Below are 16,911 nucleotides of genomic sequence, written 5' to 3'. Positions count from 1 at the left end.
ATCGGCTGTCGCCGCATACATAGCTTTTATAATTGCGCTCTGGAGCTGAGTATTTTGCAGGGTGTCGAGCATTTTCATCTGCTCCATCACGCTGTAAAACACGTTTGCGCCGCGGGTCTGTCCATCCTCAAGCGGTTCAAAAATATGGATGAATGATGGCCTTCCGCCCGGCAGTTCCCGTGGTATATAGGTCCATTTTTGCGACATCCAGCCAGGGTAGCTGTCTTCACTGACGTAGTACCCCAGCGCTGCGCCGCTATCACTGATTTTGACACCCGCGCGACAGTTACGCGTGTCACCTGTATTACCGGGATTACTCACGCGTTTTGGACTAACCATTTTAAATTGCGTGCGAAAAAGTCGCGATGAATCACTGTCCCAGGTGGGCTGGACGCACAGTTCACCGTTAAATGCGTGCGTCGCAACGCCTTCACGGATCATCATCGTAAAGGTACGCTTGCGCTCGGCATCAATCCCGCAAAAGTCATCCTCCGCATATTCATACCAGGCGGCCTCCACCTCCCTGGCAAATGCCCGGCTTTCCTCTTCTTTAATGCCGAGATAACGCCAGCTCGGGCAGTAACTCAGTCTGAAAAAAGACCCGACGATGTGATCCTGGTGAAGCTGAACGGCGTTTGCCGCATAACCATTGTTACGGACCAGATCATCAGCACGGGCATTCCCCCGGGCGAAGTTCGGCAGAAGTGCGGCGTCGGCACTTTCACTCTGGGGATTCCAGGCATTTAGCTGCCCACCGAATCCGCCGCCACCGGCGTGATAGCCTGCATATTCCCTCAGGGAGGTTTTCCCGTCGGGACCAACTAAAGAAGGAATTTTCATGCGTAGAACCTTGCCGGCCCGCGGCGTCGTGAAGTGGTACCGACCTGTGACTCTAGATCGGCGATGTACTTTTTCAGATCGCTGACTGACGTCGCCGTAAATTCCACCCTTCGACCGTCTTTCTGTACCGTCGCAACCCGTTTTCCCATCATCAGATCATGTAACGCTGCGCGCGCGGCATCCAGTTCAGCCTGTGTTGCCATTATTCATCTCCCGCTAATGCCCTGGCATAATCCGCCAGAGATTTATTATTTTTACGGCCAGTGTCTTCTTCCCGTAAGCTGGCCAGAAGAGAATCCAGATCCAGCTGCCAGCGGGAGATACTTATCCGCAGAGCTGCAAGTGCATAGACAAAACAGTCAAGCGCCTCATTTCGTCGTTTTTTACTGTCCCAGACGATTTTTTTCTTCCCGTCTACCCACTTCTCAACCTGCTCTTCAGCCGTAAGCTGCTGAGCCTCAGCTAAATCATATATTTCAGGGTTATTAGGGAAGTGAACCGCTCCCGCCAGCGGTTCGTCGCCTTCTGCCACCAGCGTGAAACGGTTATAAATTTGCTCTTTCGCGGTGTCTGTTCCTACCTCAGTGAGATAAACGCCGTTCTTGTTACGCTTACGAGGCATATTCGCCACGGGCTTACCGTAGACAGATGCGCCTTTAACGGGGATGACACGAAACAGACCATGCTTTTTCGAGCGGTTATAAACAATCGTTGGGTCTATGCCACCGATATCCCAGCAGATGCGGGAAATAAGCATCTCAACACCGTTAGGCCTCGGATAGGTTTTGTTGATCGCCTCATCCAACCTCAGAAGCGTGGATTCATCATCATGTCGCCCCATAATGATAATTTTGTCGATAAGCCAGCTTTCCTCACCAGGCCCCCAGCCCCAGACACGCATTTCGTAACGGTCAAGCTGTGAGTCAATACCGGCAGTAAGATAGGCCACGCGCTCCGGCACCCTGGCACCGAAGTGCTCAATACGTTCGGCCATCACCTCAGCATCAGGACGCTCACCAATTTTAGGCTCCCACGTTTCACCAAGCGTTGTGTTGACGAACGTCTTACGCTTTCCCGTGTCCCCTTTGGTCTTGATCCAGTCCTTGACGATTTGCACCCAGGTTGTGAAGGGGCTATAGGCCGTCCAGATATGAAAGGTTACGCTGTCAGGCGGATCAATTTCGGCACCCGATGATGAAAACCAGCAAAGTCCGTCTCGCGTCCAGATCCCGGTTTCATCACATATGTACCGCGCCTGCGAAAAATCGAGCTCCTGCTGTTTAATTACGCAGGCATTGTGTTCACACAGATATATAACGCTGGCAGGATCGCCCGGCGCCCATTTGAACCCGAATGGCGTCTCTTTATCGCCGAATTTAAGGAACTGCTCCTCCCTACAATGTGGGCAGGGAACATAGAAGCGCAAGAAATGCTCTGACTCCTTGGCGGCACGTTCAATCTGGCATGTCCCTTTAATTTTGGGTGTGGATCCTCGTATCGATTTAGGCCAGACCGACCCTTCAATACGTTTATCCCCCAGGAACGTTGGAGAGCCCTCTTTCTCGATATCATCGTCAAATGCCGCCAGCTCGTCATAACCCGCCACATCAACAGATTTTTCACGGTAGTTTTTTGCAGCTTTACCACCGAGGCACCAGAAACCTCGCCCATTCGAGAAACGTTTCATACTCAACGTGTTGTCCCGGTGCTTTTTACCGTACCAGGGCGCCAGCGCCAGCAGTGAGGGGATGTCCCGGATTGTCGGTTCGACATGGGATTTCATGAAGTTTTCTGCATCACCGTCGGTAGGTAACCAGATAAGCGAGTTACGTTGTTTATGCTGGATGAAATACGCATACACGCCGAGCAGCATTTTTGAATAGCCTACTCGGGCAGACTTAACGACATTTACCTCGCGGATATAGTCATTACCCATCGCATTCATTATCGCACGCTGAAACGGCAGCGTTTCCCAGCGCCCTTCCTGATAAGCAGACTCTTTTGGAAGGTAATAATTTTCGTCTGCCCACTCAACCGCCGTTTGCGGTTCTGGTCGGTACAACGAACGGAGCCCCGAGCGCGCGGAGTGCTGTAGCCCCTTAACCTGACTGTTCGATATATTCACTCAGCAACCCCGGTATCATTTCATCCAGCGCAGCTGCTTTGTTCATGGCTTTTATGATGTCCTTCTTGAGGAAATCAATATGTCGATTTTCCAGTTCCGGAAAGCGCCGCTGAACCGACAGAGGTATTCCATCAAGGATACTGGCAATTTCTCCGGCTATCCGCGACAGCACGAACGTGCAGAATGCGGTCTCCACCACCTCAGCGGACTCTTTTGCATTTTTTAGTTCCTGAGCATCAGCCTGGGCTCGGGTAAGCCTATGGCGCTCATAATCAATCGTGCCAGGCACAAGGTCTGATTCTGAATCAACTCTCAGCTGTTCAACCTCTTTGCGCAGCTTTTCGTTTTCTATCGCTGCGTCACGGGCGGAATACCATTCGATTACGGCGGCAGAGTCATAAAGCACTTCATTACCTTTTCCACCACCGCGCGCAACTGGCATTCCCTGATCCTGCCAGTTCTGGATCGTGCGGATGCTGACACCAAAAATCTCGGAAAGGCGTTTTTTATTGACCTCCATGACGAACTCCAGGCGAAACACAGGGTAAGGAAACCATGCCGGGTAAAATGACTACTACCAGGCTTTAACACTTCCTTTCTTGTGGTGGGTTATACCCAGCAAAGACAGATACTTAGCAAGAAGAAGAACGGAAAAGGCAAAATCCTGAAAATTTTCATAAATAGCGAGAACCTGCGAGGTCGCCGCCCCGTAACATGTCAGATAGCCGAAAAGGACCCGGAAAGCTTAGGGCAATCTCATGTTCGGGCTTCGATGCTACCTTCATATCAACCCGCTAGGCTTCAGCACGTTGCTCGTTCGATAAAAATACTAAAGCCCAACTTTGGCGAGGCATATTTGGAATATTAATTAAACATACATTTTTTGGAGTTTATAATTGCCCTACATCAAATTAACAGATAAAGCGTTTGTCAATATCAAATATGACACAACCAAAACAACAGATAAAATCATCAATGTTATAGCCAGGGTCTTATACCCCAAATTAAACATGTAAACCGACTCAGCAAATAATATAAGGCAGAGAACAGGCGACAGACCAACAAAAAAAGTTGCTAAGGTCGAACCTTTTACCACTGACAACACTTTTCCCATCCTTGTAACAGGGGTTAACGATTCAAAAATGCATTACAGCAGCAACACTTGAGATCATCAATAGAAAAGCACACAAGATCGTTAACCTTCTCATTTGAAGCCCATATAAAATCAGCATCGAGCTCAAAAAAACGATAGCCGATAAAAGGCTGAGAAAAAAAACATCATTGAGGTTTTCATTAAAGATGAACATTCGAATTACACTCTTTTATTGGGTTATACACCAATTATAGCGTTTACCCACAACATTTTTATACCGTTCTAACTTTAAACTTCTGCTGTTCAATATTTTCAAATTGGATGTTCGTTTAACCTGTATCGCTCAGTGGCTTCTCCCATGAAGAGCTTGCTTCTTTTGTTCTGTCATTCTAATGCCTGCAGTCGGCTTTACGTGATGCACACGGCTTTGTTGAATAAATCGAACTTTTGCTGAGTTGAAGGATCAGATCACGCATCCTCCCGACAACACAGACCATTCCGTGGCAAAGCAAAAGTTCAGAATCACCAACTGGTCCACCTACAACAAAGCTCTCATCAACCGTGGCTCCCTCACTTTCTGGCTGGATGATGAGGCGATTCAGGCCTGGTATGAGTCGGCAACGCCTTCATCACGAGGAAGGCCCCAGCGCTATTCTGATCTCGCCATCACCACCGTTCTGGTGATTAAACGCGTATTCCGGCTGACCCTGCGGGCTGCGCAGGGTTTTATTGATTCCATTTTTGCCCTGATGAACGTTCCGTTGCGCTGCCCGGATTACACCAGTGTCAGTAAGCGGGCAAAGTCGGTTAATGTCAGTTTCAAAACGTCCACCCGGGGTGAAATCGCACACCTGGTGATTGATTCCACCGGGCTGAAGGTCTTTGGTGAAGGCGAATGGAAAGTCAGAAAGCACGGCAAAGAGCGCCGTCGTATCTGGCGAAAGTTGCATCTTGCTGTTGACAGCAACACACATGAAGTTGTCTGTGCAGACCTGTCGCTGAATAACGTCACGGACTCAGAAGCCTTCCCGGGCCTTATCCGGCAGACTCACAGAAAAATCAGGGCAGCCGCGGCAGACGGGGCTTACGATACCCGGCTCTGTCACGATGAACTGCGCCGCAAAAAAATCAGCGCGCTTATTCCTCCCCGAAAAGGAGCAGGTTACTGGCCCGGTGAGTACGCAGACCGCAACCGTGCCGTTGCTAATCAGCGGCTGAGCGGAAGCAATGCACGGTGGAAATGGACAACGGAATATAACCGTCGCTCGATAGCGGAAACGGCAATGTACAGAATGAAGCAGTTGTTGGGAGATTCACTGACGCTGCGTGACTACGATGGTCAGGTAGCGGAAGCTATGGCCATGGTGCGTGCGTTGAACAGGATGACAAAGGCTGGGATGCCAGAAAGCGTGCGTATTGCCTGAAAATCCAGCCAGCTACAGGGTCGTTCGCACGAAATCTTATTTATTCAACAAAGCCGATGCACACATAGCATTGCGGGCCTAAGAAAGTTCTCAATCGTTTCCGCTTACGCTTGTTGATCCTAAGTTAAGTGCCAGGCTATTCAAGACTCTGATGTGGAGTTTGCCATTCTAGGGAAGCATCTATAAAAAGAGCAAGTGAAACTGAGACTCTGGTAGCCCTCCATGCGGGGGCTTTTTTTTTACAATGCTGCGCTTCGCTTGTTAAATATTGAGTCTTTTCTACAATTTAATAGTGCTTTGCTATGTCAGGTAAAGCCGTCGTTCAGGAATACCCGTGTGCTCAAGGACGAGCCATCCCTAGTGCTTTCTTTCCAACTCGATTTGCCTTATGCCAGCCAGGTTATTGTTGCCCTTCTCAATCAAGGCCAATAGTGGTTTTATCCAGAGCACTGCCTGGCAATATGTCATTGAGCTGGTGGCAACGGCACGATCATCGGCTGCGTCAGGTCTGCTGGTATCGGTGTGCAAGGCGCTGGCACGTAAACGGTGCGCGTATTCGAGCAACCCGCCAGCAATGTCAGCAGGAACAGGCAGATCACAGGTTTTTTCACGGCGGAGAATCTCCCGGTATTCGATTACGGTTTCTTCGGTGCTGATGTCGATCAGGGAGTTAAGCCTGTTGGCTTGTTCTGCAACCTGATTGAATCGATTGAAATTGAACGCCTGTATGGCAATCACCTGCCCCTGCAAAGCGTTGTCACTTCGCAGAACGTCATTATCGCTCTGAAGGCTACTGGCGTTTGAGCAACTCTTAGCGAGAGCGACCGAAAGGCCAGCAATAACAACAACGCAGATAAGACCCGGATTAATTTTCATTGGTCCAGCCCCCAGCACGCCAGCGAGCTTTCCTGTTCACGCCGCTCAACCTGTCCATAGCAGCCATTTTTCTGGCCTTTGGTCAGGCGGCAATCACGTCCACCGTCTTTAATCCACCAGCGGATCGCTTCGCATGCTCCTTTACGGTCACCTTCGTTGATTCGCTTATAGAAGGTCGAAGGGAAACATTTACCCGGGCCAATGTTGTACGGGCAGAAGGATGCTATACCTACCTTCTGCGGCTCTGTCAGAGGCACTTTGATATTGCGATCAACCCAGGTTAATGCCTTATCGCGTTCAATAGCGTTAAGCTTCCGGCATTGTTCCTCAGTGGCCGTCATGCCCTTAACAACACGCCTGCCATCGATAACGGTCACGCCGTGACATAAAGACCAGACCCCACCCGGATCAACAACGGCCACCAGCGCATTGCCTTCTTTCTCGCTGATGAACTGGTCAAAAATGAGTGGAGCAGATGCACCTGATGCGATTAGTGCCAGCACTACTGCGCTGAGTTTTGATTTATTAGACATCATTCACCTCGCGCAGCTCTTCGACGGTCTGCTTTGATTTGGAAATAGAGGTTGGTGAGAAAGGTGAGCAAGCCGAACAGTAAACTACCGATCACACCTATAGCCGCCCACTGCTCAGGGGAGTAACCATCAAGAAGTCTTCTAAACCAGTAAATGGCACTACCTCCCGATGCGCCGTAGGAAATGCCAGTAGTTATTTTGTCCATTCGATACATGCTCTCACCTCGCTCTATGCGGGTGCTGTCGTGAGAATAAAAAAAGCCCGCTTTTGAAGGCGGGCTAATGAGTTGACTATTTGTAAGGTAGGTGTGAGTAAGGCCTATGCTCAGGAGTGAAGCTGTATCGGCTGATTCACTATCGGTCCAGGAGAACCACAGGGCATTCAGTTACTTCCCACAACTCAAAGAGTAGCAGCAGTTTGCAAAACCATAAAAAAAGGCCTGCTTTTTATGGCAGGCTCTCAAGGAATTTGAAGCTTGTATTATTGTAGTCATGGTGCCGGGTGCCTCCCGGTGACTCTACCCCAGTCAGCAAAGCCGCGCGCATACCTGCAGATAGCAGTTGACTGGAACGCCCTTTCGCTTAGAAAGGATTCACCACGCAAATAAAATACGTCTCATTCATTCCCACAGTCAATGATTGCCTGTCGCGAGACCTATCAGAACTATGGGAAACAAAAAGGCCGCCTACTGGCAGCCTTGTGAAAATTATTTTAGTCACTTACATCTGAACGCTTCAGGGATAGATGGGTTTTCCCCAGATCGGCAAGAAGGACACCACGACTGAACAATGTGCCTACCATCGCCCATATCCCTGAACCCAAAGTCTTCAGTTTTATAAAACACATGCACACCTGCATCTGCCGAGCACTTTGGGCAAGACTTATAGTCAACACCATTATGCACAGCATCTTGTGAATCGTTTAAAGAACATTCACAGACAGCACAAATACCCATACAGCTTCTCCTTGCGTTAACTGAAGGACAGCAATAGCAAAGCACTGTGGATATATCTTTGATAAAGATCGCTTTTTTGGAGTTGCAAGAGGTGCTTAAGCAGATTTCGAAGAGACTACTCTTAACAGCTTACGATAGTTTTTGCGTACGCGTTAGTTTTTTCTTATGATGGTAGCAAACCAATTTCCCTGGATTAGCGATGAGCTTCAAAGACATCTTCCCATTTCTGACGTTCATTCTTGGCATTTTTTTTACAGGTCATATTGAAGGGAGAAAAGAAAAAGCAAGAATAAAAACACTTAAGAAAAATGTTCTTCTTGAACTTGAAGATGAGCTTTCTATTCTGGAAAGGTCGATCAAAGTAACAAGTGAAAGCATTTATACTAGAATGATGAAACCGAACAATTTTCAGCATATCTCTCTCGGTAAAAGATTCAACCCTATCCTTTTGGAAAAAAACATTAATGATGTTTACTCTCATTTCAACAGGGATACAAGAATAGCTTTGAAAAATTGTTTACTACTAATGAATCAAATAAAAGAAAAATATAATTACGTCTGTGACAGCTGGAAAACTGATAATATAAAATGCCGCGCCAAAGAAGAATCTATGCTTTACAGCATGTTGAGTCTTTACTATCTCTTAGGCTTTGTTGAATAAATAAGATTTCGTGCGAACGACCCTGTAGCTGGCTGGATTTTCAGGCAATACGCACGCTTTCTGGCATCCCAGCCTTTGTCATCCTGTTCAACGCACGCACCATGGCCATAGCTTCCGCTACCTGACCATCGTAGTCACGCAGCGTCAGTGAATCTCCCAACAACTGCTTCATTCTGTACATTGCCGTTTCCGCTATCGAGCGACGGTTATATTCCGTTGTCCATTTCCACCGTGCATTGCTTCCGCTCAGCCGCTGATTAGCAACGGCACGGTTGCGGTCTGCGTACTCACCGGGCCAGTAACCTGCTCCTTTTCGGGGAGGAATAAGCGCGCTGATTTTTTTGCGGCGCAGTTCATCGTGACAGAGCCGGGTATCGTAAGCCCCGTCTGCCGCGGCTGCCCTGATTTTTCTGTGAGTCTGCCGGATAAGGCCCGGGAAGGCTTCTGAGTCCGTGACGTTATTCAGCGACAGGTCTGCACAGACAACTTCATGTGTGTTGCTGTCAACAGCAAGATGCAACTTTCGCCAGATACGACGGCGCTCTTTGCCGTGCTTTCTGACTTTCCATTCGCCTTCACCAAAGACCTTCAGCCCGGTGGAATCAATCACCAGGTGTGCGATTTCACCCCGGGTGGACGTTTTGAAACTGACATTAACCGACTTTGCCCGCTTACTGACACTGGTGTAATCCGGGCAGCGCAACGGAACGTTCATCAGGGCAAAAATGGAATCAATAAAACCCTGCGCAGCCCGCAGGGTCAGCCGGAATACGCGTTTAATCACCAGAACGGTGGTGATGGCGAGATCAGAATAGCGCTGGGGCCTTCCTCGTGATGAAGGCGTTGCCGACTCATACCAGGCCTGAATCGCCTCATCATCCAGCCAGAAAGTGAGGGAGCCACGGTTGATGAGAGCTTTGTTGTAGGTGGACCAGTTGGTGATTCTGAACTTTTGCTTTGCCACGGAATGGTCTGTGTTGTCGGGAGGATGCGTGATCTGATCCTTCAACTCAGCAAAAGTTCGATTTATTCAACAAAGCCTATCTCTTAAACAAACTTAAAAATGAAAGGGATAGGTTCAGTCTCCCTGACATTCCTAACGATGAAATCGTAGATAGAGCAGCGGAGGCTTTACAAGTCCTCCGCCCGTTGAAGAAGAAGTAATTTATGCTTGTTCAACTAAGGACAATACTCCATTAATAAACCCCAAGGCCGTGTGGGTAATGGTGCCAACTTACTGATTTAGTGTATGATGGTGTTTTTGAGGTGCTCCAGTGGCTTCTGTTTCTATCAGCTGTCCCTCCTGTTCAGCTACTGAAGGCGTGGTGCGTAACGGTAAAAGTACTGCCGGACATCAGCGCTATCTCTGCTCTCACTGCCGTAAAACATGGCAGCTACAGTTCACTTACACCGCTTCTCAACCCGGTACGCATCAGAAAATCATTGATATGGCCATGAATGGCGTCGGATGTCGCGCCAGTGCACGCATTATGGGCGTTGGCCTCAACACGATTTTACGACACTTAAAAAACTCAGGCCGCAGTCGGTAAACTCACGCATACAACCGGGCAGTGACGTCATTGTTTGCGCGGAAATGGACGAACAGTGGGGTTACGTCGGCGCTAAATCACGCCAGCGCTGGTTGTTTTACGCGTATGACAGGATACGGAGGACGGTTGTGGCGCACGTATTCGGTGAACGCACGTTGGCCACGCTGGAGCGTCTTCTGGGCCTGCTGTCGGCCTTTGAGGTCGTGGTATGGATGACGGATGGCTGGCCGCTGTATGAATCACGCCTGAAGGGAGAACTGCACGTTATCAGCAAGCGATATACGCAGCGCATTGAGCGGCATAACCTGAATCTGAGGCAGCATCTGGCAAGGCTGGGCAGGAAGTCACTGTCGTTCTCAAAATCGGTGGAGCTGCATGACAAAGTCATCGGGCATTATCTGAACATAAAACACTATCAGTAAGTTGGAGTCATTACCGGCCGTGTGGAGGTCTTTTCTTACTGTTCCGTCTGAGCATTTCCTTTTCTTGGCGATTGCTCTTAAAGAAATTCCGGCTACAAAGTGAACGATTATTAACTCGTATTCGTCAGGCTTATACTTCTTAAGACGCGCGACACAACTATCAATCATTATCCCTTCATCGTCATCACATTGCAGGCGTGACTTTTTACCGTGCGGCAGTAATCCTTTAAAACCAGCAGCTATGGGTTGCCAGTCGACTCCACTGCTATCAGCTGCAGCCCAGGCACCCCAGCGGTCCATTACCTCGTACATGTCACGCATTTTTCTCTCCAATGTCTTCGATAATTATCATTCCGGTTTCGCCCCATATTTTTGATGTCCGGGTGCCCCAGATATGGGAATCATCCTCAAACAAGGCGTCCAACAGAGATTTTTTTAAGTTGTCCAGATCGGGCTTTTGCTGATGGGGCTGGCCGTCCATAGCTTCGCGCTTTTTCTTGCTCCAGCTCGGCGGCATCGGCAAAACGAAGGTGATATGGGCACCGCTCTCCGGCACCCGGATTCCATGCAGGCGGGCTTCATCGCAAAACATGCGATAGCGCATCACTGGCGGGCGCTGTTTCCATTTATCGCGGCGAGTCATGCGGGGTTTACCGACAGGAGTGATGATGTATTTAGGCATAGAACACTCCCAGCTCTAACTGGACCTGCTCCAGCAGCTGCAACTCGGTACCGAAGTTTTTCTCCCATTGCTTACGGCCAGCATGAATGGCCACACCATAACCGCCGTTGCGATGGTGGGTATGACAAAGGGGAATTGATTTCCGATGGTCAGCACGTAGACTTGTGCCCTGCCCGGTTCGGATATGGTGAATTTCAGCAGGCGTTTCGCCCAACTGCAGATTTCTGCACACAATGCAGCCCAGTGCGGCCACACGTGAAAGATGGAGGCTATCTGCTTTCTTCATGCTGGACCACCAGCATAAGCAGGAACACCGCACATAGACGGGCGGTGAGAGTTGTTTAGAGTAATGCTCTGCGCCATTTTGATTCCTAAGGTTGGCGCAGTAATCAGTGGGTGTTCAGCCCGCTTGATTATTATAAATCAACACTTACGGCTTGAGAACCTTAAGTGCTTCTGGCAAAGAGTTTAAGTTTATTATCCGATCTTCTTCGTCCAGAATCTGGGCTGAAAGCCCACCCTCTTCCTGGCGAATCAGTGTGCGCAATGCCTTTCTGGTCACCAAGTAATCTGTTATTTCACCATCATTAAGACATAAAACAAGTATTCCGTCTTTGGTGAGACCGGCTGCAAATTCGTTCAATTTCATGGGCACATCCCTAAAAATGGATTTCCCCTTGCGGGGGCGGTCCTTTTCTCCCTGTGAACTGATTTCATTAAGGTTTCCGCTAACCAGATTTCTAATAGGTTAGAAAGATCAATTAACTGTAATTGACCTGTCTAACCGATCTGCTTTCAAGACTCATGAATCAGATCCAGCCTTTTAAATCACAGGCCGATTATCGGTATCGGTCACACGATTCAGGAGGTGAGTTACCACGCCCATTACGGTTGTATCGTCCAGCGCATCGCCCTCGATAGCCTCTCCATCCTGAGTGATCAGCGCTTTCCCCTGGACTTTTGCGAAGTCCAGACTGCCACAGAACGAAACCAGGACTGTGTCTCCCACTTCCGGCTTTCTGGCGACGCTTATGATCGCGTACCCGGCTGATGTTTCGATGGTTCGGCAGTTGCCGTCATACCCGCAAAGGCTGGTGATAGTGAGCATCTGTTCTGCGTAGTCTGCTGCTGGTGATGGAAAACCCATGATAACCCCCTGCGACAAGTACTGTGTATTTATACAGTACACCTGAGAGCCAGATTGATCAACGCTTTAAGAGCACGAATTGTTAAATTCATGTCGACCGAGGGTATAAAAAAACCCGCTAGCAGCGGGCTCTGTAAGAATGATTCACACAAGTTGGAGAAAATTTTTAGGATTCGAAATCGGTCGATTAACGGAGAACAATTCTCTAATTAGTTCTTGGCTCAACCCAGTTTTCATAAGTATTTTAATCCATGTTGCATCGTCCAACATATCGATCGCTTCTGCAAACATACTTGGCTCTTCGGGTCGTAAGAGTTCATCACCTGGTTCAACTTTTGTAAACCCTTTAGAGTTCAGATGCATATAGCCTGTTCTTGCTTGCTCTTGGGTTAGTAATCCCAAAGCACTGGCTCGATAAATGCACATTTTAAGGCTAATTTTCCACCTTAATTTGAATTGGACCAAGGCGTTCCAATCAAATTGCTTCCCTCTGATCCGCGGAAACTCCTTAATGAAGGACAACCGCGGAACTAGCAAAGCACTAGAGAATCGATCAGCTTGAGATTCAGTCAGCTTATCACCTGTAGTTATACCTTCATGCATAACCAAGTGGCCTAATTCATGCCCTAAATCCGAACGAAATCTGCAGATGCTTTTTTTGACATTGTTTCTAATGATAACTGGCCGATTATTATGGACAGTGAAAGCATCAACACGGTCATCTACTCCTGTAACATGGGCTACGATAACGCCCAAACTCTCTGCCAATTTAACCATAGATGAGATTGGACCCAGACCTAAATTCCAGGCGCGGCGGCAATCCTCAGCCACACGTTCTATATCATTAGGAGTCAGCAGATCAGCTCCAGGATGTTCCGGGATACTGACTTCAGGGAACTCTATTTCTCCTTCAACCGCAGAAATTATAATGTTAAGTATCTCAGCCCTAGCTAGAACACTATTAGTCAGCGTTTGAGTTCGAGATTTCTTACTACGAAAATGGCATACATCACTTTCTAATGCATACTTCCGTTCAGTAAAAAGAAAATCGGGTTTAATCATTAGAGCGGCAGATATTAACTCTAACATTTGCTCTGATGGTCTAAACCCTTTCTCGAGCTTGCTAACGAATTGTTTTGTTTTGCCAATTTTCTCTGCTAACTCTTCGCAAGAAAGCCCAACAGCCATCCTAGCTAGCTTGAGCTTATCCCCACGATAATCAGTGAAGTCAATCACCTGATGTTCCATTGCTGCTCACATCCAAATCTTGATCTTTGTTACGACGACGAAGATGCGCCTTACCAATCTCAGCTTCGTCTGGGAAGGTATTGGAATCAAGAGGCATAAGTGGTACTGAAGCAGTAGATTGATGTGAAATCATACTTATCTGAGCACCATATGCATTAAATCCAACAAGCGCCACCTCCCAACGAGGCAGTGTTGATTCCAGCTCACCATCTTCCTCTACGGATATAAATGGCTCTGCTAAAATTCGCCATGTAATATCTTGCTCGGCTTCTACATCACCGAATAAAGAAAGTTGCTCGCACTCGACTTTGTTTCTAAGGAGGCGATGTCGCTTCTTGGGATTGTTGATACAGTCTTTGGAGAATTGCAATGGTACTTTATTTAAAGCAACTACATAGTCCAGACCCTTCGATACCATTTCAAGACCTGGAATCGTTCCTTCACTTTGAATGAGATGATTTCTGACCCAATCATAAGCTCTCACACCCTCAGACCAATTGCTGTCTAAGGTGTGCTTGTGGTAATACAATTGCTCAAGTACGTTAGCGATTTCTGCCAACAGTTGACGGACATTTTTTTCAGCGAGATAGGGCTGAAATTCCCAACAAGGTGCTAGCTGATGATCACTCATTTCAAGTTTCGCTTTTTTTGGAATTCGTAAACCATATATTTTCGCACTTTCTCGATTTTGTCAACCAACCGAAATGAAAAAAGGTATTGTCGCCACCTTTCGTTTTGTAGATCACTTTTCAACAAAGCACGCCCTAGTTAAAGAGGTCAGGCAGTACCGCCTTCGATTGGCTTAATGCTGCTCAGAATCAGTCGGCGCGATGTCAGCGGCGCGCCGCTACGGCGGCCATCTGTTTTCCGGTAGGTTTCAGTGCGGCCAACACACCGGGTTGTTGGAGTCTCGCGCAACTGCACGGTTTTCTCGCCATCTTTGGTGATGATGGTTCCGGTATGGGTTTTGATATTGCTCATACTGCCGCCTTACTGTGCGAAAATCGCTTCAGGTCAAATTCGATGATTGCGCGATCGTCACGAAAAATACCGCAGCGACCGTAGCGGATAAGCTCTCCACGTTGCACGGCGATCCGGATGTACTTCTCTGCCGTGGTTCGGTGCAGGTTAAACATCGCGACGACGTCCTTCGTCGTGATACGGCCCTGCTCTTTCACCAGTTCGATAATCCGGTTAATCATCACCGTGCGCTCTTCATGAGTTTTTGGTCGTGGCATCGTTGATTCCTCCCACAAGCTCTTTCCATTTATCCTGAAGCAACTGCCGGGCCGCTGCCTCACCATCAGGCGGGAACGAAAATCCCGCTCGGATGCCAGGGCAACCGTTCGAACAGCGGACCTCTGCTGAACCCCAGTTAATTCCCCGGCTGCGAACCCTCAGTGAAGGGGCCATGCCGCATTGAGGACATTTCGGTAAATTATTCATTCCCCAGCCCCTCCAGCAGATGCTTATGGCGGCGCAGTTCCCGAACAGCCCCCTGCAGACGCTGCAGGTTTGACAGCTTCGCTTTTGTTCGGCGGATTTCACTGGAGATATAACGGGATAACGGAATAATCAGGTCATCCGGACGGGAAGCAAATGCCGGGATGGTCTCAATAATTTCTGCAGTTGTTTTTTCTGGCTGCGCAGCTTCGGCTGTAGCGCCTGCGGCCTCACCGGCTCCAGGCAGAGACCATGTCACGCCCTTCCCCTTCCCATTTTTGATAACCACGCCCTGGCGCTCAAAAGACAGCATTACAGAGACCATGCCGCGGGCATTACGATTTACAGCTGCAGCCAGCGCCGCGGTGGTCATAGCGCCGCTCGTTCCAAGCAGCTGGCGGATGGTCACAGCATCAACCGGTGCTGGTTCATCACCTTTCAGGCGCGGATCCTGATATGCTGACGCCGCTACCTGCGGTTTGGTCGGTTGCCTGGCCTGCTCTTGCATGGTACCAAGAGACCATGCCCCATCGTAAAAATCACATAACCCCTGTTCTTTCTGCTCGCGCAGCATGTTCAGCGCTTCAACAGGCTCGATATCCAGACGGGCAGCAACTTCGCGATATGTCGCTTTTTTCATGGCTTTCAGTGCATCAAGTACGGTTTCCATAAATATTCTCCTGATAAAATTCAGTTAGATCAGACCCTGAAGCCCGCTTTTGCCGCGGCCTCAATGTCGTTTTTGTAATATTCATCGTCAAAAGAACTGCGCATCACTCCGCTATGAGCGACAGGTGCCAGTTTCAGTACAAGGTCATCCCATTTTTCACGCAACTTCGCGGGGCTTAGCACGTTTCGGCACCAGAACGGGTCGCTCTGGACTCGCTTGAACATGTCGCAAATCTGGCGGTGCGTGCGCCCGTCGATAGTGCGCATCAGCCGGATCTCGTTTGCCCATGCGTTCCAGTTTGGTTCTCTTGGGCGAGCAACTTCACCATCGGTTTCGGCTGCTTGTTCATACAGGGTTCGGATCCTGGAAAATATCCAGCTTGCGCATTGATGATCTTCTGGTGTGCCCCATTTTTTCGTGGCAGGTATTTTTTTGGCTGAATCTTCGCCGTCTGGAGATTCGCCAGAATTTCCGGACGAAGAGATCTGTTTTAATGATGGATCTGTAGTTACTGACGGATCGTGTCCAGATTCTGAACCCTGAGAACCCTGTTTATTCGCGTTTTCTGAACGTTCGGGATTTGAACGTTCAGAACCTGAATGTTCAGAATCTGAATCATCAGGGTTGGCTAACCCCTTGTTTAATGGGTGTCCAGATTTTGAACGTTCAGAATCTGAACCCTGAAAATATGCTGCCGCCGTGCGTAATTTTTCAGCATTCAGCGTGTATAAATTAGTGCCGCTGCGCTGGCCGTTTCGACGTTCGGTACGGGTTAACCATCCGTCTGCCTCAAGCTGGGTTATCGCAGTTATCACAGTGCTGCGCCCGGCCCCAAGCTGGCGGGCAATGGTGGCAACAGACGGCCAGCACACTCCCTCATCCGAGCTAAAATCGGCCAGGCGAGCCATAACCAGCAGTTTTATGCCCTTGACACCCTGTGCGGCACAACCGTCCCACACCCAGGAAGATAATTTCACGCTCACGACTTCACCTCAGTGAACTTAATTTCAAACTCTCGGCGCCCTGTTTCACTGACGCCGGTGTGCCCCTCCCGGCGATATGACACGCGGAGCTGGGATGCACGTAAAACAGTCACCATGCGCCCGCGTTCGTCGCGGTACCGCTTCCCTGGAATGATTTCACCGCGGCGATCCACTGGCTCCTGAGCGGGTCGGTTATTCATCGCGTTTTTCATGCGCTCTGCCAGTGCGCTCGCTAATTCCTGAGAAGTACGCATAGTT

At 48.9% G+C, this 16,911-nt stretch carries 22 protein-coding genes and 1 pseudogene; 3 read left to right on the top strand and 20 right to left on the bottom strand.

Annotated elements, in window-relative coordinates:
- Positions 1–6 precede the first annotated feature (6 nt).
- From LCD46_08665 to LCD46_08650, 4 genes and pseudogenes are all read right to left on the bottom strand, one after another.
- A pseudogene (locus LCD46_08665) lies at positions 7–840 on the bottom strand (phage portal protein).
- Positions 837–1,043, bottom strand: a complete 207-nt coding sequence (locus LCD46_08660) for a gpW family protein (protein ID UOY72365.1) — start codon at positions 1,041–1,043, stop codon at positions 837–839. Before LCD46_08660 ends, LCD46_08665 begins: the two are co-directional and overlap by 4 nt.
- Positions 1,043–2,965: a phage terminase large subunit family protein gene (locus LCD46_08655; protein UOY72364.1), complete on the bottom strand. Its 1,923-nt coding sequence runs from the start codon at positions 2,963–2,965 to the stop codon at positions 1,043–1,045. The genes LCD46_08660 and LCD46_08655 overlap by 1 nt, the downstream gene beginning before the upstream one ends.
- Positions 2,940–3,485 (bottom strand): terminase small subunit, encoded by a 546-nt coding sequence (locus LCD46_08650; protein ID UOY72363.1) that lies wholly within the window; start codon positions 3,483–3,485, stop codon positions 2,940–2,942. Before LCD46_08650 ends, LCD46_08655 begins: the two co-directional genes overlap by 26 nt.
- Before the next feature lie 1,028 nt (positions 3,486–4,513).
- On the opposite strand from LCD46_08650, the gene LCD46_08645 reads away from it, so the two are divergent.
- Positions 4,514–5,482 (top strand): IS5 family transposase, encoded by a 969-nt coding sequence (locus tag LCD46_08645; protein ID UOY72362.1) that lies wholly within the window; start codon positions 4,514–4,516, stop codon positions 5,480–5,482.
- A 357-nt stretch (positions 5,483–5,839) separates the two neighbouring features.
- On the opposite strand, the gene LCD46_08640 is transcribed toward LCD46_08645, so the two are convergent.
- Genes LCD46_08640 through LCD46_08630 form a run of 3 tightly spaced genes read right to left on the bottom strand, consistent with a single transcriptional unit; the run spans position 5,840 to position 7,106 of the window.
- Positions 5,840–6,358 (bottom strand): hypothetical protein, encoded by a 519-nt coding sequence (locus LCD46_08640; protein ID UOY72361.1) that lies wholly within the window; start codon positions 6,356–6,358, stop codon positions 5,840–5,842.
- A complete protein-coding gene (locus tag LCD46_08635; protein ID UOY72360.1) occupies positions 6,355–6,891 on the bottom strand; it encodes a lysozyme in 537 nt (178 codons plus the stop codon). The genes LCD46_08640 and LCD46_08635 overlap by 4 nt, the downstream gene beginning before the upstream one ends.
- Complete coding sequence (locus LCD46_08630) at positions 6,891–7,106, bottom strand: class II holin family protein (GenBank protein ID UOY72359.1); 216 nt, start codon at positions 7,104–7,106, stop codon at positions 6,891–6,893. Before LCD46_08630 ends, LCD46_08635 begins: the two co-directional genes overlap by 1 nt.
- A gap of 940 nt (positions 7,107–8,046) precedes the next feature.
- Here LCD46_08630 and LCD46_08625 point away from each other — a divergent pair.
- Complete coding sequence (locus LCD46_08625) at positions 8,047–8,508, top strand: hypothetical protein (GenBank protein ID UOY72358.1); 462 nt, start codon at positions 8,047–8,049, stop codon at positions 8,506–8,508.
- A gap of 40 nt (positions 8,509–8,548) precedes the next feature.
- Here LCD46_08625 and LCD46_08620 read toward each other — a convergent pair whose 3' ends face one another.
- Positions 8,549–9,517, bottom strand: a complete 969-nt coding sequence (locus LCD46_08620; protein UOY72357.1) for an IS5 family transposase — start codon at positions 9,515–9,517, stop codon at positions 8,549–8,551.
- A 265-nt stretch (positions 9,518–9,782) separates the two neighbouring features.
- Here LCD46_08620 and LCD46_08615 point away from each other — a divergent pair.
- A protein-coding gene (locus LCD46_08615; GenBank protein UOY72356.1) for an IS1 family transposase occupies positions 9,783–10,480 on the top strand; the annotation gives its coding sequence in 2 pieces (ribosomal slippage) (positions 9,783–10,032 and positions 10,032–10,480; 699 coding nt in all).
- Here the strand turns inward: LCD46_08615 and LCD46_08610 are convergent.
- The 12 genes from LCD46_08610 to LCD46_08555 form a co-directional block, all read right to left on the bottom strand.
- Positions 10,415–10,801 carry an antitermination protein gene (locus LCD46_08610; GenBank protein UOY72355.1) on the bottom strand — a complete coding sequence of 129 codons (387 nt, stop codon included), beginning with the start codon at positions 10,799–10,801 and terminating at the stop codon, positions 10,415–10,417. The two genes, LCD46_08615 and LCD46_08610, sit on opposite strands and share 66 nt — an antisense overlap.
- Positions 10,794–11,162, bottom strand: a complete 369-nt coding sequence (locus tag LCD46_08605; protein UOY72354.1) for a RusA family crossover junction endodeoxyribonuclease — start codon at positions 11,160–11,162, stop codon at positions 10,794–10,796. Before LCD46_08605 ends, LCD46_08610 begins: the two co-directional genes overlap by 8 nt.
- The gene (locus LCD46_08600) at positions 11,155–11,448 is read right to left on the bottom strand and encodes a Ref family protein (protein ID UOY72353.1); all 294 of its coding nucleotides are present in this window, start codon (positions 11,446–11,448) and stop codon (positions 11,155–11,157) included. Before LCD46_08600 ends, LCD46_08605 begins: the two co-directional genes overlap by 8 nt.
- 144 nt (positions 11,449–11,592) lie before the next feature.
- Positions 11,593–11,811 (bottom strand): hypothetical protein, encoded by a 219-nt coding sequence (locus LCD46_08595; protein UOY72352.1) that lies wholly within the window; start codon positions 11,809–11,811, stop codon positions 11,593–11,595.
- Positions 11,812–11,985: 174 nt separating this feature from the next.
- Positions 11,986–12,309, bottom strand: coding sequence for a hypothetical protein (locus LCD46_08590; protein ID UOY72351.1), 324 nt, complete (start codon positions 12,307–12,309; stop codon positions 11,986–11,988).
- Between the two features lie 144 nt (positions 12,310–12,453).
- Entirely contained in the window at positions 12,454–13,557 is a 1,104-nt protein-coding gene (locus LCD46_08585) for an XRE family transcriptional regulator (protein ID UOY72350.1), read from the bottom strand.
- On the bottom strand, positions 13,538–14,188 hold the full coding sequence (locus tag LCD46_08580) for a hypothetical protein (GenBank protein UOY72349.1): 651 nt from the start codon (positions 14,186–14,188) through the stop codon (positions 13,538–13,540). Before LCD46_08580 ends, LCD46_08585 begins: the two co-directional genes overlap by 20 nt.
- Positions 14,189–14,334: 146 nt before the next feature.
- A complete protein-coding gene (locus tag LCD46_08575) occupies positions 14,335–14,538 on the bottom strand; it encodes a hypothetical protein (GenBank protein UOY72348.1) in 204 nt (67 codons plus the stop codon).
- Entirely contained in the window at positions 14,535–14,795 is a 261-nt protein-coding gene (locus LCD46_08570) for a DUF977 family protein (protein ID UOY72347.1), read from the bottom strand. The genes LCD46_08575 and LCD46_08570 overlap by 4 nt, the downstream gene beginning before the upstream one ends.
- A gap of 200 nt (positions 14,796–14,995) precedes the next feature.
- Complete coding sequence (locus LCD46_08565; GenBank protein ID UOY72346.1) at positions 14,996–15,670, bottom strand: DUF1627 domain-containing protein; 675 nt, start codon at positions 15,668–15,670, stop codon at positions 14,996–14,998.
- 29 nt (positions 15,671–15,699) lie between these two features.
- Positions 15,700–16,653 carry a helix-turn-helix domain-containing protein gene (locus LCD46_08560; protein ID UOY72345.1) on the bottom strand — a complete coding sequence of 318 codons (954 nt, stop codon included), beginning with the start codon at positions 16,651–16,653 and terminating at the stop codon, positions 15,700–15,702.
- Positions 16,650–16,907, bottom strand: coding sequence for a DUF4222 domain-containing protein (locus LCD46_08555; protein UOY72344.1), 258 nt, complete (start codon positions 16,905–16,907; stop codon positions 16,650–16,652). The genes LCD46_08560 and LCD46_08555 overlap by 4 nt, the downstream gene beginning before the upstream one ends.
- Positions 16,908–16,911: the final 4 nt, after the last annotated feature.

The organism is Enterobacter ludwigii (genome assembly GCA_023023105.1).
Lineage (GTDB): Bacteria > Pseudomonadota > Gammaproteobacteria > Enterobacterales > Enterobacteriaceae > Enterobacter > Enterobacter adelaidei.
The sequence above is the reverse complement of the archived record's forward strand: the minus strand, read 5'-3'. Positions and strand labels throughout refer to the sequence as shown.

Excerpts from the sequence above, each read along its gene's own strand:
- LCD46_08660 (UOY72365.1), bottom strand. The coding sequence starts at position 1,043 with ATGGCAACACAGGCTGAACTGGATGCCGCGCGCGCAGCGTTACATGAT.
- LCD46_08650 (UOY72363.1), bottom strand. The coding sequence starts at position 3,485 with ATGGAGGTCAATAAAAAACGCCTTTCCGAGATTTTTGGTGTCAGCATC.
- LCD46_08640 (UOY72361.1), bottom strand. The coding sequence starts at position 6,358 with ATGAAAATTAATCCGGGTCTTATCTGCGTTGTTGTTATTGCTGGCCTT.
- LCD46_08635 (UOY72360.1), bottom strand. The coding sequence starts at position 6,891 with ATGTCTAATAAATCAAAACTCAGCGCAGTAGTGCTGGCACTAATCGCA.
- LCD46_08630 (UOY72359.1), bottom strand. The coding sequence starts at position 7,106 with ATGTATCGAATGGACAAAATAACTACTGGCATTTCCTACGGCGCATCG.
- LCD46_08625 (UOY72358.1), top strand. The coding sequence starts at position 8,047 with ATGAGCTTCAAAGACATCTTCCCATTTCTGACGTTCATTCTTGGCATT.
- LCD46_08610 (UOY72355.1), bottom strand. The coding sequence starts at position 10,801 with ATGCGTGACATGTACGAGGTAATGGACCGCTGGGGTGCCTGGGCTGCA.
- LCD46_08605 (UOY72354.1), bottom strand. The coding sequence starts at position 11,162 with ATGCCTAAATACATCATCACTCCTGTCGGTAAACCCCGCATGACTCGC.
- LCD46_08600 (UOY72353.1), bottom strand. The coding sequence starts at position 11,448 with ATGAAGAAAGCAGATAGCCTCCATCTTTCACGTGTGGCCGCACTGGGC.
- LCD46_08595 (UOY72352.1), bottom strand. The coding sequence starts at position 11,811 with ATGAAATTGAACGAATTTGCAGCCGGTCTCACCAAAGACGGAATACTT.
- LCD46_08590 (UOY72351.1), bottom strand. The coding sequence starts at position 12,309 with ATGGGTTTTCCATCACCAGCAGCAGACTACGCAGAACAGATGCTCACT.
- LCD46_08585 (UOY72350.1), bottom strand. The coding sequence starts at position 13,557 with ATGGAACATCAGGTGATTGACTTCACTGATTATCGTGGGGATAAGCTC.
- LCD46_08580 (UOY72349.1), bottom strand. The coding sequence starts at position 14,188 with ATGAGTGATCATCAGCTAGCACCTTGTTGGGAATTTCAGCCCTATCTC.
- LCD46_08575 (UOY72348.1), bottom strand. The coding sequence starts at position 14,538 with ATGAGCAATATCAAAACCCATACCGGAACCATCATCACCAAAGATGGC.
- LCD46_08570 (UOY72347.1), bottom strand. The coding sequence starts at position 14,795 with ATGCCACGACCAAAAACTCATGAAGAGCGCACGGTGATGATTAACCGG.
- LCD46_08565 (UOY72346.1), bottom strand. The coding sequence starts at position 15,670 with ATGGAAACCGTACTTGATGCACTGAAAGCCATGAAAAAAGCGACATAT.
- LCD46_08555 (UOY72344.1), bottom strand. The coding sequence starts at position 16,907 with ATGCGTACTTCTCAGGAATTAGCGAGCGCACTGGCAGAGCGCATGAAA.